The sequence below is a fragment of the Pseudoalteromonas sp. SR44-2 genome (genome assembly GCF_014163745.1).
GTDB lineage: Bacteria > Pseudomonadota > Gammaproteobacteria > Enterobacterales > Alteromonadaceae > Pseudoalteromonas > Pseudoalteromonas distincta.
Genome location: NZ_JACJDW010000023.1, coordinates 1 through 17,332 on the forward strand (window position 1 = coordinate 1; position 17,332 = coordinate 17,332).

Annotated in this window: 18 protein-coding genes and 1 pseudogene; 1 reads left to right on the forward strand and 18 read right to left on the reverse strand. The window is 37.7% G+C overall.

All coding sequences use genetic code 11. The features are described 5' to 3' along the window. Positions 1 to 109 precede the first annotated feature (109 nt). From H5115_RS13960 to H5115_RS13975, 4 genes and pseudogenes are all read right to left on the reverse strand, one after another. Positions 110 to 661, reverse strand: a pseudogene (locus H5115_RS13960) (CSS-motif domain-containing protein); the annotation flags it as partial. A gap of 196 nt (positions 662 to 857) precedes the next feature. Continuing rightward, the gene (locus H5115_RS13965) at positions 858 to 1,493 is read right to left on the reverse strand and encodes an SGNH/GDSL hydrolase family protein (RefSeq protein WP_182755932.1); all 636 of its coding nucleotides are present in this window, start codon (positions 1,491 to 1,493) and stop codon (positions 858 to 860) included. Between the two features lie 8 nt (positions 1,494 to 1,501). Beyond that, positions 1,502 to 2,014 carry a DsrE family protein gene (locus tag H5115_RS13970; RefSeq protein WP_182755864.1) on the reverse strand — a complete coding sequence of 171 codons (513 nt, stop codon included), beginning with the start codon at positions 2,012 to 2,014 and terminating at the stop codon, positions 1,502 to 1,504. Between the two features lie 65 nt (positions 2,015 to 2,079). Further along, positions 2,080 to 2,553 carry a flavodoxin family protein gene (locus H5115_RS13975; protein ID WP_182755866.1) on the reverse strand — a complete coding sequence of 158 codons (474 nt, stop codon included), beginning with the start codon at positions 2,551 to 2,553 and terminating at the stop codon, positions 2,080 to 2,082. Between the two features lie 77 nt (positions 2,554 to 2,630). On the opposite strand from H5115_RS13975, the gene soxR reads away from it, so the two are divergent. Then, positions 2,631 to 3,092, forward strand: a complete 462-nt coding sequence (gene soxR, locus H5115_RS13980) for a redox-sensitive transcriptional activator SoxR (RefSeq protein ID WP_182755868.1) — start codon at positions 2,631 to 2,633, stop codon at positions 3,090 to 3,092. A 14-nt stretch (positions 3,093 to 3,106) separates the two neighbouring features. Here soxR and H5115_RS13985 read toward each other — a convergent pair whose 3' ends face one another. From H5115_RS13985 to H5115_RS14050, 14 genes are all read right to left on the reverse strand, one after another. Next, positions 3,107 to 4,273, reverse strand: a complete 1,167-nt coding sequence (locus tag H5115_RS13985; protein ID WP_182755870.1) for a lipase family protein — start codon at positions 4,271 to 4,273, stop codon at positions 3,107 to 3,109. A gap of 23 nt (positions 4,274 to 4,296) precedes the next feature. Further along, positions 4,297 to 4,728, reverse strand: coding sequence for a transthyretin-like family protein (locus tag H5115_RS13990; protein ID WP_259396403.1), 432 nt, complete (start codon positions 4,726 to 4,728; stop codon positions 4,297 to 4,299). A gap of 237 nt (positions 4,729 to 4,965) precedes the next feature. Next, positions 4,966 to 5,745: a hypothetical protein gene (locus H5115_RS13995; protein WP_182755872.1), complete on the reverse strand. Its 780-nt coding sequence runs from the start codon at positions 5,743 to 5,745 to the stop codon at positions 4,966 to 4,968. An 84-nt stretch (positions 5,746 to 5,829) separates the two neighbouring features. Then, positions 5,830 to 6,096 (reverse strand): hypothetical protein, encoded by a 267-nt coding sequence (locus tag H5115_RS14000; protein ID WP_182755874.1) that lies wholly within the window; start codon positions 6,094 to 6,096, stop codon positions 5,830 to 5,832. Between the two features lie 67 nt (positions 6,097 to 6,163). Further along, positions 6,164 to 6,739, reverse strand: a complete 576-nt coding sequence (locus H5115_RS14005; protein ID WP_182755876.1) for a hypothetical protein — start codon at positions 6,737 to 6,739, stop codon at positions 6,164 to 6,166. A gap of 4 nt (positions 6,740 to 6,743) precedes the next feature. After that, entirely contained in the window at positions 6,744 to 7,499 is a 756-nt protein-coding gene (locus H5115_RS14010; RefSeq protein ID WP_182755878.1) for a hypothetical protein, read from the reverse strand. 103 nt (positions 7,500 to 7,602) lie between these two features. Beyond that, entirely contained in the window at positions 7,603 to 7,812 is a 210-nt protein-coding gene (locus H5115_RS14015; protein WP_182755880.1) for a hypothetical protein, read from the reverse strand. 55 nt (positions 7,813 to 7,867) lie between these two features. After that, positions 7,868 to 8,398, reverse strand: coding sequence for a hypothetical protein (locus H5115_RS14020; protein ID WP_182755882.1), 531 nt, complete (start codon positions 8,396 to 8,398; stop codon positions 7,868 to 7,870). Continuing rightward, positions 8,395 to 9,162, reverse strand: coding sequence for a peptidoglycan-binding protein (locus tag H5115_RS20250; RefSeq protein ID WP_259396404.1), 768 nt, complete (start codon positions 9,160 to 9,162; stop codon positions 8,395 to 8,397). The genes H5115_RS14020 and H5115_RS20250 overlap by 4 nt, the downstream gene beginning before the upstream one ends. Positions 9,163 to 9,240: 78 nt before the next feature. Then, on the reverse strand, positions 9,241 to 9,714 hold the full coding sequence (locus H5115_RS14030; protein ID WP_182755884.1) for a hypothetical protein: 474 nt from the start codon (positions 9,712 to 9,714) through the stop codon (positions 9,241 to 9,243). 79 nt (positions 9,715 to 9,793) lie between these two features. Continuing rightward, positions 9,794 to 10,480, reverse strand: coding sequence for a GAD-like domain-containing protein (locus H5115_RS14035; RefSeq protein WP_259396405.1), 687 nt, complete (start codon positions 10,478 to 10,480; stop codon positions 9,794 to 9,796). After that, positions 10,477 to 15,456, reverse strand: a complete 4,980-nt coding sequence (locus H5115_RS14040) for a polymorphic toxin type 15 domain-containing protein (protein WP_182755888.1) — start codon at positions 15,454 to 15,456, stop codon at positions 10,477 to 10,479. The genes H5115_RS14035 and H5115_RS14040 overlap by 4 nt, the downstream gene beginning before the upstream one ends. Continuing rightward, on the reverse strand, positions 15,456 to 16,307 hold the full coding sequence (locus H5115_RS14045) for a hypothetical protein (protein WP_182671937.1): 852 nt from the start codon (positions 16,305 to 16,307) through the stop codon (positions 15,456 to 15,458). The genes H5115_RS14040 and H5115_RS14045 overlap by 1 nt, the downstream gene beginning before the upstream one ends. Next, a complete protein-coding gene (locus tag H5115_RS14050) occupies positions 16,304 to 17,332 on the reverse strand; it encodes a hypothetical protein (RefSeq protein WP_182755890.1) in 1,029 nt (342 codons plus the stop codon). The genes H5115_RS14045 and H5115_RS14050 overlap by 4 nt, the downstream gene beginning before the upstream one ends.

Sequence of the window (17,332 nt, forward strand, 5' to 3'; positions counted from 1 at the left end):
GATTATATCAACGGATATTACAACAATGTTAGACCACATCATTATAATGCAGGTTTAGCACCAAATGAATCTGAGGTTAGATACCAAGATTCTAAAACTGTGGCCAAAATTAGTTGACCACTACATATTGACTATTTGTAGAACTGCAAACTAAATTAGTTTCGTAAGGAAAGAAAACATTGTTTTTTACTTGAAGATAGAGATCCTCTTTACCCGCTAAATGATGCAAAGTATTTGGTGTTTTATAAACAACTTCCCAATCAGGCGCAGTAACTCCAATATTAGTAAAGGGAGTACTCTGCATAATTAAATTATAGTCCCCTTGCCTGACTATAATTACCTCCATAGGGCGCTCACTAAATAATAATAAATAAAGCTTTGGCTCAAAACGAACCCTCACCTGTTCATCATCTCGAATAAAGTCAGGCTGTTTGTCGTTAATTGGTTTACTTAATAAGCCTGCACCCGTAGTACAAACTAGCTGATTATCTTTAAAAAAACCTATATCAATTACATATTTTGCGTCAAATAAAGCGCGGCGCATCTCAAGAAGAGTTGTGTTGTCACACTGTTTAAACGCAAGCTTATTTAATGGGGTAAGTATTCGACGCCTCTCTGCAATTGCACCTTCTACATGAGTGAGGATGTACTCAGCATCTAACTTTGTTTGTGCTGTTAATTGCTACGCTGCAAAATTGAGTAAAATAATACAGCCAGTTATAAAAACTAACACTCCAGTTAAAACGGCTATAATAGATTTTTGTTGGTACTTTTTCATAGCATCTCGAAGTTGTTAATTTATATCACTAATTTTATTAGATGATTGCATAAGTTGCATTAAATTCACACAGATAAATTTAACAATTATTGAGTGAGTTTTGAACCAATTGCGCTATTTTAAAGCCTATTGCCAAATGTTGGATATCATCAAAATGAATCCCATCACCACCTGTCATGTTAATAAACGAGTTAAGATCAATAAAAGCGCACTTATTATTAGCTGCAACGCTTTTAAATGCACTAGAGAGCTCTGTTGCTTTTGTATCAGCCTCTTCATAAATACGTGAATACTGCTCGGTAATTCTTATTTTAGGTGGGCTAGCAATAATAATTATAGGGGATTTTAAAGTACTACCTTGCTGATAATAAATGTGTATTGAGTTAATTAAATCATTCAAGCCATCTGCTATTAAAGTAGGTGTTAAATTAAAACGCTTTTTAAGATCGTTTGTACCAAGAGCTATAATAATAAAGTCGAGATCATGCTTATCCAAATAAGGCTTTAAATAGCTAACACCATTAAGCACACCTTCAAACGGGGGATTATGCACTAACGTGCGATTAGGTTGCCCTGCCTCTATTACGTTAAAACCACACCCTAAGTTTTTATTTAAAAGTGATGTCCAACGGGTATTTTCATCAAAACGTTTACCCGTTTTAAGGTTTAACCCCCAAGTATTAGAATCACCAAAGCAAAGTATATTTTTTATAATTTGAGTCATTAAAATGGATTGAGCGTATAGCCTTGTTGTTGAAGTTGTGCGTGAGCGGTCATAGCTGAAAGCGACATTTTTACACCCTCAATTAAAAGCGCTGGCGTTACTTTAAAGTGAGTAGCAGATTGCCCGCAAACATACACTTTAGTGTTATTTGCTAGTAGCTGCTCAATTAACGCTTGGTTTTTATTGTCAGCGTTAAAGCGTTTTTTATATTCGCTATTAGCTAACACATCAACACTTGCGCTGCCGTGCACAACTAATGCAAGTTGTATGTTTTCAGGCTTTACGCCATGCGCCACATGCATGTTAATAAAACGCGCTAGCGAATTTATTGAATTATTTTGCGCGCCTTCTTTAGCGCCTTCAGCAACATCAAATGCTATTTTAAATACCGTAGCGTCATTAATTTCATCATGCTCGGGTACATTGTAATAATTACCATACCCCTTAATTGGTTGCTCTGTTGCATATATTAAAGGGCTAAAAAGCAGCACTAACAATAGTAAATATTTCATAAAACAATCCTGTGTTTTTTAAGATTATTACTAAACTACCAGAGACAACCAAAAAAGGCTGCAATTTAAGCAACCTTTTGGGTACTTTTATGGCTGTGGTTAATAAACTGCATACCTAAATAACTAAACGTATTTTTAAACTGCTCTACAAAACAGGCGGGGGCTTCACTTGATGACGCATTAGAAAGCACTGAAAAATGCTTACTGCGTAAATTACGAAGCTTAGGTTTTAATACTTCATCGTCCATATAATCGGTTATTCTATCGATAAATAATTTCATTTGTACCGTGGTGCTGTACCAATAAACAGGCGACGCGAACACCCAATGATCATATTTTAAAAGTGCTTCAAACACAGCGTAAAAATCATCATTTTTATAGTTTTTGTTATAGCAGTACGGCGCAATTTTATAATCATCTAAGCATATTACACGCACATTATTTTGCTCTGCAAATTCATTAACGTGCGCCTGTGTATTACCATTTTTGCGTGCGCTTGAATAAATAATAACAGTGCTACGCTCAAGTTTTTGTTGCATTTAGTTAGCTCCTTTTTTAATGTTGCAAGAAGCTTAAAACCTCAAGTTATATTGAGGTCAATCGGAAATTAAAAATAATGCCAATAGATCAAAAAAAACTAACTGAGGCCAACTTAACCGTGGGTTATGTAGCAAAGCGTAGCGGCGTAAAAGTATCAACCCTGCATTTTTACGAAACAAAAGGACTAATACGTAGCTGGCGAAATGGCGGCAATCAACGCCGCTATAAAAAAGATGTACTGCGCCGCATAGCGGTAATAAAAGCCGCACAAGCAATGGGAATAACCCTTGATGAAATTAAACAAACACTGGCCACATTACCTGATCAGCGCACACCCACGCAAAAAGACTGGGCAGCCCTTTCAAAGCAATGGCAAGCACAGCTAGATGAGCGAATAGCGTATATGCAGCGTTTGCGCGATCGCGTTGATGGATGTATTGGCTGTGGGTGCTTATCTATGAGTAAATGCCCTATTTATAACAAAAACGACCACTTAGGCGAAAGCCAAAGTGGTGCTATTTTGTTAGAGCGAGATTGAGGGCTAGATTAAAGTTAATCTAAGCCACTTAGCCCCTCTCTCGCCGCTCGGTATAGAGCACCTAGGGTTGAATCGAATACAGATTTTATAAAGCTATATGTAAGCTCCACCGCTTTACTAATTACTTTGCCTGCAAACACTAACATATGCCCTAGTAAACCTAAGGTTTGTGTTGCAAACGAGGCTGACGCTTTAGCTATTTTATCTAAAGTACGCGCCAACATATCGTAAAAAGTGAGGCCAGTACCAATAGCTGCTTGAGCTGCTACTGCACTGTAATAGCCGGCATCTTTTAAAAGTGTAATCAATGCGGCCCCTAGTTTATCAGCCCAGTGAGAAGTAAAAGAGGCTTGATTTCTATCTTCAAACTTCAAACGTACAGGGGTACTCAAAAAATGATTAGCTTGAATGGTTAAGTTGTTCCAATTATTACTATTGGCTGTGTTTATATAGCCAGGCGTACCATTGAGGGTATGCGCAGCACCTTTTAAACCTTGCCCATTATCTAAGCGTATTTCTTGACCGCTATAAGGTGCATGCGAGAACGGCCACAAAGGTACCTTAGCAACAGGGTCTGCACCATGAGTACAGCGATAAATTTTATCAATTCTTGATGTCGCAGCCCGAGAGAAGTTTTCAAGCCCAACGCGCGGTGAGCCAAACGTATATAACTTTACAGGTATTGAATATTCAGCTCTAATCCAATCGGCAGAAAGCGTCGCTAATGCACCACCTAAGCTGTGGCCAACTAAATGAATACAATCGGTTACTTTATCTTTAATATTAGCTTCAACAAACTCCTGTAACGCGGGCTTCATACTGTAAAAGGTCTTATTAAACCCAGCATGCACCATACTGCCATTTGAGCCTCCACTTAAACCAAAATGGCCATCAGTTAAGCCATCTCTTAGCGAGTTAGTACCTCGAATTGTTATAACTGAATCACCCTGATAATCGCCAAGCCCATGCCCTACTAAAGCAAAACCCGTACTTAAATTAAATAAATGGGAGAAAAAACCTCCCGTTACACCTTGTACTGCGCCAGGGTTAACTGAAAAGTTAAAATTGTCGCGCAAAGATGCATGAAGTGAACGATGAAGTAGGTTAGTGGTTTTAATGCTTTTTGCTTTATAAGCAAGGTTAGCTAACTGTACCGCTTGGGTTGGCGTCAAAGTATTCATATAAGTTCCCTTTAAATTAATAGTTAAAGTTTACATGATGTGTAAATCGCAAAAGCGTGGCTGGTATCTTCTTTAATTGGAATATCGTATGTTTGCGGCTCTTTAGAAATATCACACTTCAAGTGTGCAAGAAGCTCTTTAAGTGTGTCACTTTTTTCATGAATTGAAACAAGCGTGTACCATAAAACAATTCCTTCTGGCGTGCCGTTTTCTAAATAAATATGTTGAACCAACGAGTCGTTATCAAACATATTAGCGAGCTTACCTGTTTTTATTGTTTTTTCTGTAAAAGTAAAATAACCGTGTTCGTCTGTTGTGGTTTCGTCAACGTATTCATCGCCATAGGTGAGTGAGCGCATTACTTTAGTGTTTGCAACTGGCTGCCCATTATCTAATAACTGCCCCTTTACTGGAGCCGATAAATAAAATTCTTGTTTATTAAAAAAGCCAAACATATCCGCACAAGCCTGTGATGTAGTAAAAAAAACAACGGCAATAGAGACTATTACCAACACAAAATTTTTTAAACGCGATAAAAACAAAGCAAACACTCTCCCAAGACCTAGCTATAAGCTACTTAATGTTTATGGCCAATTAATTACACCAACCATATTTATATTAAAAAAAGTAGGGGAACATACTAATTAGGTACAATTATACTGCATGTTTTTTAATCAAAAAACAATCCTAATTTAATTATAAAATAGCGTATATATTAATTTACCAATACTACTAAACGCGATACCGCCCACAAGCAAAAAACCATATATAAAACTAATAGCACCAGCTGAAGGAACGCTCCTTTTATCAATTTCTATACATGCCGTGCACACAACAAAAAATATAAAAAAGTTAGCGATAACGCCTAAAATAAAAGCATGCCCAAATAACGGTGATACACCTGCCAAAACTGCGCCCAATATTAAGAGCGAGCCTGAAAATGAATGTTTATTAAACCGGCTCTCTATTATTTTTATAACTAATGTGGCTAACATAAAGAGTAAAAAGTATAGCGTTGGCCAAAACTGATAATATAAATACCCCCAGTTTAAAAGCTCACCTGTAGTTGATGAATAAGTTTGTTCACCTATGACAGGCGCTGAAGCATTCGCGGCATTTTCGCTAAAAAGATACGCTACCCCACCAATAATTAATTTTATAATCCCAAAAAATAAAAAGCTGGCAATAGTAAACCCGATAGCGTCATCTCTTGTTAATCGTTTTTTAGCTTTGCTTTTTACAATAATGGCAAGCATTAAACCTAGTAGGCATACACTTCCTAAATAAAGTAACGCCTGCCAAAAGTTATCAGAATAAAATACAGCTAACCCTGGTGCTATAAAAAGATACATAGCATCTTCGTTATCTAATGAACGGCTTGGAGTACTCCGATCTGACTTTTTAAAAAGAGCTAAATATACAAATAAAGGCTGTAAAAACAGCATTAAAATACTCGTGGTGATAAGGCTCATTAAAATCATCCTTGATGAGAAAAAATTAATGCAGCACTAGTGCTGCATTAATATTAAAAATTGAGTGTGTAATTATGATGGGGGTTATAGGTTTATTTTTTGAAAATATGTTTTAAGTTTTAAAAGCCCCGACTCAAGTTCAAATTTTTGTATTTTAGGATTTTTGAATTTAAACCCATTAGAAATATGGGTATTAATCATTGTCGCCATACCCTCAAACCCGGCTGGCGCTGTGGCAACTAAATCGCTCAACAAAGGATTTATAAGCACTTGATGCTCTTCTATTAAAGTTGGGTCTTCATATATATCGTAAACAAGGTTAGTTAGTGATTGTTGGCTTTGTTGTTCCATATCATTTCTATAGCGCCTTAGCTTAGGCGTTCATAGCTCCTTTGTGTATCAGTTTGAATTCAATTATTTATTTTAATTGAGCTTTCTCTTTTGCTAACTGTAATAGACTAACAGCTTGCTCTTTGTCATAAGCTAAAGCGCTGTGTTCAATAACATATTGTGCATGCTCTTTTACTGCAAGCCAATTATGCTGCGATTTATATAAACTTGCTAACTCAAAATGCGCCGTTGTAACTAATGAATTTGGCAATTCTGCATCTAATGCTAAAAATTCTTTGTGAAGGGAAATTGCATTATTAATATCTTGCCCCACAAACATACCGCTTCCATATAACCAAGCTAACGTTGAATAAGCTTCTATCTCTTTTGCCGCAACCCGCTTTTTGGCTTCCTTTAATAATCGAGTTCCATCTCCAGTGTGAAGGCTTAATGTAATCAATGCCTTCCAGTATCCCATTGAATAAGCTTTTTCACACCACACCTCAAGATACTCAGGCGCGTTAATTAAGCTTTTATGGCACTGCTGTGCGGCGGTTGTTACAGTTAAATCTGGGTCATTTATATCTATAGAATTATCCCATCGAGGACCTGCGGCATAAATGGAAGGCGCCATCATAATCAACAATAATAATATTTTATCCATAAAATCACTTCCCTAAAGATTGTTCTGGAAGATGGACAGTATAAGAAGGTACTGGTGAAGGTAAAAATGCACCTTTCCTATAGAAATAAGTCTCTCTAAGCGGCTTTTTTAAGTCGCCTTCACCTTTACAAACTCCACTATCTTTGCAGGTCATCCCACCAATATAGTCAATTATACTTATTCCACTGATTTTTAAATTAAGTAAAATAGAATCAACACCTATATGCCTATTACCAGCATTAAATGCATGATACCGATGCATAAATGCAACAATACGGGAGCCTTTTTCAATTTTAAGGGTACTGCTTAGTATACTCGCCCACATTTGATTTCTTTGAATATGTGAATCAGTACATAGACCACCATCAGCGTCCTCCCAACTGCACCTACCATCAATTTTATCCATCACCTCAACAGGCATATCTAACGGAATAATTTTCATACCTAGAGAGTTAGCAGCTTTAACTAGTTCACCATAACCTGTGCTAGCAGCACCATTCCAATACCAATTTTCTCGAAAATGTTTGTAAATCACATCAAAACCTTTACCAGTACGTTGATAAAAATCTATTTTTTCTTTTATCTTTATAGGTAACATTTCCATCGCAAAATGAGTGAAACCCGCAGCTTTAAGTTGTTTTAGAGCCTTTATAGCCTCATATTTATAAGATACAGGGCTATGACTGGATTCTGCGATAATTACCAAACGAGCATTACCGGCCATTGTTCTATAATTTACATCCGTGTTTATTTTACTCACTGTATTTCCTTATGTTTAATATTCTTAATATTATTCAAAAACCTAAGCTAGTCACACCAACCTGCATGTGTGCGTGCTAGTTTAAGGGAATCTCTATTTTCATTTATCCAAGATCAATAACAGGGGCTACATTTATAGTAAATTCAGCTAAGTGAAATTTATTCCCTACTTTGTTAATAACCAGCTCAATAGGTGTAGGTACATCCGCATTACATTTAAATATAACTTGCGAAGCACCTTGAGCTTCATTACACGGTGCAATAAAAAACAAGGCTGTAATCAGAAAAAACTTACCAAGGTTACTTTTTATCATGCTTTTTTAATACCCTTGGTAGTTCAATATTATAGTTATTTAGTAAATACATTACTTAATGCTTAACTGACACACCTGATAAATCAAAGTTGTAAAGTGTAACTGAATCAATGGAGTGCTCTTCAACTAGCTTAGTATTCTTTACGCTAATAACCCCTTCATCAATACTAATATTGCTTACATTACTGCTTAAAGTGAAATTAGGGAGTGCGTATAGCTCTGAGTTGATAATTTGATATCCCTTTAGTACCTGCAGTTTGTTACCTGCATAATACTTTATTAGTGCATAATAATTTTCGCCTTTTTCGAGCAATGTTATTTCTGGCGTGTGACCTTTTAATCGAGTAGCAATAAAAGGGATCCCTTCACTAAAAGACAAAATGTAGGTATCCCTCGTAGGTAAGCAAATACCTGACTTATCTTTGTGGAGTAATTTAACTTGCTCAAACTTCAAGGACTGCAATAGCCCTGTTTTGTCATCAACTTTTATAGGCTTAGTTACTTTTATATTTAAACATTCTGACGCGAAAGCGGTATGACTTATCGTTAATAGCAGAGTATAAATTAAGGTCTTAAAAACATTCATATACTTACTCCATATGTTTGCCAATTATGGATAAACTCTTGCACAGTACCCTTTCCAAGTGGCGTATTGTAATAAGTTTTCCAATACTGTGCCTGCGCATTAATATCATTAGCTTCAGGCAAGGCGGCTGGTGCTCTTAAATAGTGGATTCTAGCAATAGCGCATGCATAAGCATCATTCTCTTTTAGCTCTTTTAACTTATCTTCAGAAGTCATTAAGCTTTTAACTTTTAATGCTAACTCTCCTCTGTAACTTAGGTAATTATCCCAAATATCATCATGAGTAGCAGGCTCTATCTGAAAATAACTCAAAGCAGGTCCACCGCCTAGTTGTTGACGATACTTCAATCGACTTTCTTGAATCGCTGTACCCAGTAATAAGACTTCTGCTTTTTTTGATGACAAACCAATTTTTAACAACGTTAGTTTTATGACATTTTTCAAGAAAAGTTGAGGATCTTTCATTCCTGCTTTTTGAGAGCTATATAAGGCAAGCTTTTCATTAATTTTGCGAAAAGTAGCATCGTTAGCATTAATTTTTCCATCAGGCCGCGCCATGTTTAAGACTTTGCTTTGGAACAACTTAATAGCAGCAATAGTTTTTGAGTTTTCTGGACGAGGCTTTAAGCGACCATCGACAACTAAAGCTTGTGTAGGTGGAATAAGTTTTAGTAATTTATTCAAAGCCGTTTGTACAGTTTTTACATCATTTAAACTGTTAGTGCCGCCCAATCCAACAGATTGAGTTATTCTTATTGATGACATCAATAAAATCCTTTTTAGAGTTTTTATATAGCTCGTTCAATATTTAAATATAAGTTAGTGAAAGATGGAAAGCTCAACCTATCCCTTGTCTATTTCTTTCAATGTATTTAATAAAATATCGTTACCATTTTTAGAGATAAAATTTGCATGTATATATAATCTATCTTTTTCAGTAAGATATATATCAGTGTTTGATATCTGTGTTAAATAGCTTTTAACTAATTTTGACTCGGTGCTATTGAGGCTTCTAAAAAGCGTTGACCCTTCCAATCTATCTCTATTTTTTAAAGCAAAAAACGCTGAAAGATTGGCCATAAAATGTGTCAAATCTTCTTTAGTTACTTCTAAAGACTCCAAAAACTTTATAAAAGCTTCATCGAAGACTTCAGCGTTATCATTACTCGCTCTTAAAAAAGATTCAACATGCCCGCCAAGGTTTGCACCATGATTATGTTGGTCAAAGTCAGGGGTTCTTACAAAGTAGTTTTTTTCTCCACGAAAAAAGCTATTTGTTTCATTTTTTTCTATCGAAGCTTCAAATAAATTTGTCATGTAAAATCTCTTAGTCAATGACAGTAAAGGTGTAATTGCTCAACTTATATTTATCGTTAGCAACTTACTAAAATCATATCTACTTTTTATGTAACTCATTTGACATAGCAACAATATCAGCCATTACCCGTTTTTCACCTAAGTCAGCTAAAAAGTTTAAATGCTCAATAACCTTTACCTTTTTTAGATTTTCTAGTTTGTTTGTCCCACCTAAGGCCAATGCAGGTACAAACGCATACATTTCATCAGATTCTAAGAGGCCAAGTTTTTCTGATGCTTTATCAAATAATAAGCTACCTTCAACATCTTTTTCATCCATTTCATTTTTCTTTTTTGTAGCAAAATAAAGATCCACTGTAGTATCACCACCTCGTGAACTGAACTCTTCATAACTATCTGTTGGGAATAACATGCCATATAAAGGGTCGATTTTTAAACTGTTACCACTTTTCTCTCCCCAGATAAATAGGCGGCCAAATGCACTCCTACCAATCACATGATATTTATCGATACCATCATTTTCTCTTTTTTCAAACTCAGTACCCTGCAACCAAAGTTTCAGAATTTCACTATAGTCATTAGGATCAACGGTCCAAAAAATGCCATTTCCCCACCCACAAAACCCAAATTCACTCCAATAATTTAAAAGGCGAGTAGGTAACTTATCTTCAAACTGCTTTATAACTGTTGGCTCTGGTTTTGTTGAGTTTATTGGAGGGCCAAATTGGCTATAGTTATAAAATCTGTTGAGTAATTTATTCATCATTTACACCTATGAAGTCTAACGTTCATTTTTACATCGGGCCCTAGTTTTTTTAACATTTCCTCAGCTTTATTGTCCATATTTTCTACCCTAGTTTTCATTTCTTTGTTGCCTGAACTATCCATACCTTTGTTCTTCCATTGCGACCCAATAGATTGATTCACACTAGCGTCACCTAGGTCAATCACATTTTCATCTGAACCTCCGGCTATCATATCTGGATTATGTAGCGCATTGAGTGTTTTCATATCTTTCTTAACCAACATTTCCGCTATTTCTGTGATTTTTTCATCTGAATAATCATTATCACCTAGTAATAGTTCATTTTCGTATTTAATCATTAATTCTTCTTGAAAAGTTTCCCTTGCCTTTCGCTGAGCCGATCCACTTCCCTTTCTACCAATTGCTTTATATGATTTACGATTATCTAGATATTTTCTAACTGTCATATCATTGATGCCGTCTTGCTGGCCTTTCAATTGACGATCATATTCTGCTTCTGTACCTTTTGCATTTTTCTTAAAACATGCAACCTCGTGCAACTCCATTTTTTTATCATCTTCTTCGGATTGCAGTTTTTCTGTACTTTCGAAATTACTAGATAGCTCTTCAATACTGTTATTATGAACGACAGTTTCGGAATTAATTAACGCAGCCTCAGTTATACCACCTTTGGTTTTTCCTCCTGGGATCCATTCCCCATCGTATGCACCTCCTTCGCGACCATTTGGAATGTCATACTCAAATCGCTCATCGCCAGGTTCGACTGTAATATAAGTAATTTCATCATTACTTAAGTCTGTGTTTTCGCCTAAACTAAGTTCATCTCTAAGTATTCTCCAATCATTTCCTGATTGAGTGTATTTAGCGATAATAGCGTCCATTTCACTTTTAAGCCCTACAAACTTTCTTGGCGGTAACGTGGGATATTCAGGGTTTAGCATCCAACTTTGAATAGATATAAAACCTGCACCTTGTTGATTAAACTGGGCTATATGTGCATCTATATATGATTGTGGTAAATATGTCGACGGATCTGGTCGCTCAGCTTTAGGAGTAAGTAAAACTTCTTTTACCTTTTTGTAGCTATCTGCAGCTTCAGTGGTGCTATTAAAATGCCCTTTGGTATTTTTTAAGAATGTATTCCACGCATTTTCTTTACAACTCAACCCAAACGGGTCCACCCAATTCACCGGATTCGGCGCATATTGATAGTGGTTTATCCCACCCACTAACCCTATCGGATCTTGGTTTATAAAGCGTTGTTGTTTGGGGCTGTAGTAGCGATAACGGTTGTAATGTAAGCCACTCTCTTCGTCTAAATACTGTCCTTGAAAACGTATTGGCTGAGTGAAGCTATGTTCTTTATTAGTGACAGGCTCGGCTTCTGGTTCTTCATAACCATACACATCGGCTTGGTTTTCCCATACGACTTCTGCTTTGTTATTGGTAACAAAACGTGGGGTATTAAGTTGGTCTAGATGGTAGTAGTACACCTCGCCTTGTTTAATCAGCGCAACTGGGTGAAATTGATTTGGCAGGTTGATATACCAGGTATATTCACCGTGTTGGCATTCGCCGATTAACTGGTCGTTATCCCAAATGTAGTCAATTTTACCGTGCTCGGTGTGCTTAGCGATACGACGACCTAATGGGTCGTAATCGTATTGGGTAAGCGTGCCGTTGTTGTTAAAACAGCTTAACTGGTTAAACGCGTTGTATTCACGGCGGGTTTTAATGCCTTTGCCGGTTTCGCGTATTTGGTTACCAAACTCGTCGTAGTAAAAGTCGCTGTCGCCAAAGTGTGTTAGGCGGTCTGCCTCGGTAGCACTGCTTATTGTGGTGTTGTTAGTGCCTTTATTGTTTATTACTGAGTCTGCGTTGCTGCTATTTTTATTACTATTTGGCGCTAAATCGCTGTATACGTTATGGTTGGCGCGCGTTAAATCAATAGAAGTGCTAGCATCAGTATGATCATTATTGGCAGCATTATGTTTTGTAGCTTGCTCGCCTGTATCTTTAGTGTTTGCAACGCCTATATTTGACTGCACCGTCTGGCTAACTGGGTTACCAAAGCTATCCCACTGGTAGTGTGTGGTTGTATCAGTACGTGAGCCTGCCAATGTTTGTTGTATTAACTGGCCGAGGCTGTTGTATTCAAAATTGATATTTTGGCTGCTTACGCCTTCGTTTTTACGGGCAATCAGCTGGTTTACGCTGTCGTAGTTGTACGTACAGGTATCAAATAATGCTTGCGCTGGATGTGTAAGCTGCTGCTGCGTTAAACGGTTGAATACATCAAACTGTTGAGTAAGGGTTATGCTATTACCAAACTGCTGGGTGTTAATATTACCTTGGCTGTCGTAGCTTAATGTTACGAGCGGCTTTGCGAGCTCAATCTCTTTGCTATTGGTTTGCAGTAAGTTAATGCCGCTTAGCTGGCCAAACTGGTTGTAGCTGTATTTAAGTGTGGTTGAATCTGGCAGGGTAAGGGTTTGCCTTCTGCCGTATTCGTCGTAACTGTATTTTAAGGTATGCGCTTGTTGCTGGTTATTTACTTGCTCGGCGCACAGTAGCCTGCCGCCTTTATCAAAGCGTTGTTTAAGTGTTGATTGCGCATTATGTGCACGCGCAATTTTACCTTGCTTTGTGTAGCTGTAGTAATTGGCGTTATTAATTATATGTGAGTCGCTGGCAAGGCTTGCATGCTGCGCAGTTACGCGGCCAAGGCTGTCGCGCTCTATTTTTACATGGCGTTTGTTGCTTTGCGTTACTGAGGCTAAGCGGTTACAGGCATCGTATTTATATTGCTGTAGCGTGCCATCAAACCCGGTTATTTGTGTTGGGTTTTCGTTAGCGTCGTAACTTATGCGGTATACGTGACCGTCGCTTCGCTCGATGGCTGTTAAGTTTCGCTCTTTGTCGTACGTTAAATGCAGGGCGCTGCCATCGGGATGAATAACACAGTGCGGTTGGCTTAGCCCTTCAAAGTGTTGCTCTGTGGTGTCGCCTTTGCTGTTTTGCGAGCTAATTAATCGCCCTGCTTCGTCGTAGTTAAAATATTGATGCTGCTTATTTTCAGGCTCGTTTTCATCAAAGGCAATTGTTTGCGTAAGCTGGCTGTGCTCATTGTATTTATATTGAGTGAGTAACCCTGCGTTATTAAGTGTGGCATTTACGCGGCCTAAATTGTCGTAGCTGTAACGTATTAGCTCATCGTTGTGGTGTTTTGCTAACAGCTCGCCTTGCTCGTTCCAAATAAACTTAGTGATTTGGCCGTTTTTATTTATATGCTGAGTTAACTGGCCGAGCTTATCGTAGCTGTATAACGTGGTACGGCCATCACCAAAGGTTTCGCTTTGTAATAAGCCAGCCACACTGTATTTACGCGTAATGGTTTGGCCATCAGGTAAGGTAGTTAATACACATTGCCCAAGTTGGTTGTAGGCAAATTGCGTTTGGCTACCATCTGGCTGCGTTATTGTTTCTAATTGGCCGAAAGGTGTGTAGCTATAGCGCGTTGTGCTGCTATCGGGCTTTCTTTCACTGAGCTTTTGTCCTTGCGCATTGTATGTATATTGCCAAACATTGCCGTTAGGATCGGTATGTTTTACCAATTTACCTTGTGCGTTATGTACAAAGTGTTCTTTGTGCCCGCGAGAATCTATACAGGTTGTTTCACCAGCTGCTAAGTTATATTCAAACTGGTAAGTATAGGTGTTGTTATCGCCCCATTGTTTTATACATTTAGCACTGGGTGAGTAGCTATCCCACTCAAAATGATGGCTAAAGCCACTAGCTCGGGTACGCTTTGTTAATAAATTAGCGGCGTTGTAGGCGTAACGCTCAGTTTCGTTTTGCTGATTAGTAGACTGAATAAGGTTTTTGTTTTCATCGTACTCGTAGCTTGCAAGCAATGGCGAAAGTAATTGCTGTTTGTTATTTTTATCGGTGTGGTACGCTGCTATTTTGCTTAATAAACCTTGCGCGTTGTAGCTAATAATACAGCCACGTACTTTGTTTACTTCTATACGGTGTAGGCGCTCTTTCGCATCGTAATAAAACGCGATGCTTTGGCCTTTTTCATTAATTATTTTTTCAAGCAACCATGCGCTTTCGCCTGGTTTAAAGGTAAGGTGTTGGTCGTCTGGCGTTACAAGTACTTGCTTACCATTTGTTTGGTAATGTAGCGCAAGGTTACTACTTAGCTGATAGCTTGATTGGCCAGGTTTTACCTTTTCAAATTTATGTTTAGCGCCATGCTCGTCTTGGTACTCTAACCAGTAGGTGCCTTTTTGCTTAGGACCCACTTTTGGTGGCGGCAAGTAATGCTCAGTAAGGCTTGCCATAAAGTCATGGCGCCATCCATTACCCATTGTTGTGCACACATCAGCATGAGATGAGCGATACAAACGTCGCCACACTAATTGGCGGCTACCTGCTAGGGTAAAGTCGATAAGCGGGAGAATTTCTTCGCCCGACAGCATTGATACCGGATCTGAACGGCACTCTTGATTTATAATTGGCTCTTCGCTTGCGGTGTTATTAATCGCACCACCCGTGTTTTTTACAGGTGCTTGTGATGCACTTTTCCCCGATGCGGTTGTCTTAGATTTTTTGTTAGAGTTTTCATCCTCCGAGCTACTATTAGTATTATCACTAACTTGAATAGAATACTTAACTTTTTCACGAAAACACTTAATAGTCCCTGCAGCAATTGCTTTAATAAGCGAGTTAGCGGTTTTACGTTGGTCGTCTGCTTTAGATGCATCAATACCTATACTTATAAGTAGATTAATAGTGTCAATCCGTTTAGAGGGATCATTTGTGAGCGTTTCACTAACTTGATCAACTAATCGGTTCGCACTTTCATTGGTATTTGTTACAACAGCTTCGTAACCTGCAGGTGCTTTTGCAGTACCAGCAACGAGGCAAATGGGGTAACTTGTTCCTTGTAAAACAACTGTATTACTTTGCATTAGTTGTGTACTTCCTCACTTATCCATAAGTATGATGCTGCGGCCTGGTATTTTGATTGTTCTTGAGAAATCACTAACGCGTGTTTAAAGTGATTTACAATAGCCGGGCTTGAGGTCAATTGATATAAATTGACGAGTCCTTCAAGCGCACCAATTTTACCTAATTTGTAATTAGGTAATTCATAATGTGTATGCTCACTAATTAAATTACTGAGCAATTGTAAATTTGTTAACCACACATCGCTTTCGTGGTTTACGCCATTACCTGGCGCACATATAAAATCTATTTGTTTTTTACTATTAAGCGCAATGTTAGAAAAAATCCCACTTAATTGGTTATGCTTTATAAAATCTACAGATGGAGCCAGTTCGTGGCTTTGTTGCATCCAACCAGTTTTAACCGCTGTAACAGTTGCAAATGCACCACCAACACCTTGATAGGCATATTCACCGTTTATATTTGCTTTGTGTGTAGCGTCTACTGCAAGTACGTTAACCTTTTTCCACTGATTTTTTTGCACAAGTTCAATCATTGCATTAGCGCCTGTAGCACCATAAAACAAAATATGACTTACATGCTGTGGAAATAACTGTTTTAAACTATTTGCCAAAAGTTGCTTAAGCTCGCCTTGGTATTCAAGCGCAGGAAGCAACCAAACCAAAGGTGCTTGTAGGTCTTCAACTTTTGCAAATAATTCTTTTGCTTTTAATATACAATCGTAAATGCATGCATTCCACGATTGCCATTCTTTAAACTCATTTGATGCAGACTCTTCCCCGTATAAAAGCTCATCTATGTCTTGTGAAAATGGCGCTAAAAAACACTCCATATTAATATTAAAAGCACTCACAGCACGGCCTCCGCAGTTAACTTTTTAGCAGTAGCGTGTTGGTAGTAGTTATATAAGTTAAATACAGCTTGGCTATAACTATCCATAGCAGACATTTCTATAGCATTTAACTTAGTATTTAGCGCTTTACCAGCTATTAAGCGCGAAGATGAAAGCTCGCCCTCAAACTTTGGCCAGTTAGTCTGTAACTGACGCTTAAATTCACTACACGATAGCTCATCACCTTGCCATGCTTGCAGTTGTGTTTCAAAGCTCACTAATAAATCAAGCTTATCGCCAAGCAAGCGCCTTATTAAAGCAATAATGGTATGTGGTTCTTCAACTTTATTTAAAAAAGTATTAGCTAATGGAATTAATTTTGCAAAGCTACTTTGCAGTAATACCTGCATGGTTTGGTCAACCGTTAAAGTGTTGCTTGCATGGTTGCCAACTACATTCACCTGTTCCCAACTGAGTGATAATAAAAAAAGCGACATTAACGGAGAATTAATAAGCCCAGCATTGCATAAGTGTTTAAACGTATTTATTACTTCGGTATTTTTGGCTTGGCTACTTATTAATAAATTTTGCTCCAACGCTGGCTGTAAATGCTCAAGTGACTCTTTGTCAGTGGTTAATGCAAAGCACAAAGTTTTTAAGTCAATATAAGCGATTAAATTCAAGCTATGTTGTTGTAATAGAACTTTATAAATAATTAATTTAGTTAGGCTATGTAAGGTAGGCTCGTTCATTAAAGCGTTAATAAACGCTAAGTTAATGTTTTGAGGCAAATTAGCCATTACCTCAACGCATCCTTGTGCAGTGGAATCAATATTGGGGTCACTTTGTAAAAAAGTGATTAATTGCACTAAATCTGGCTGGCTAAATTTTTGTGGGACGTTATTTTTCTTAGCCGTTAACCAACATGCTTCTAATAGCTTTGTTTTAAGCGTTTTAATAAAACCTACGCATGTAAAAGGGCAATATTGTGCTTCACTAATTGCTAGCAGTTGCGCTTTATGATTACTTAGGTATGTAGATAGCAA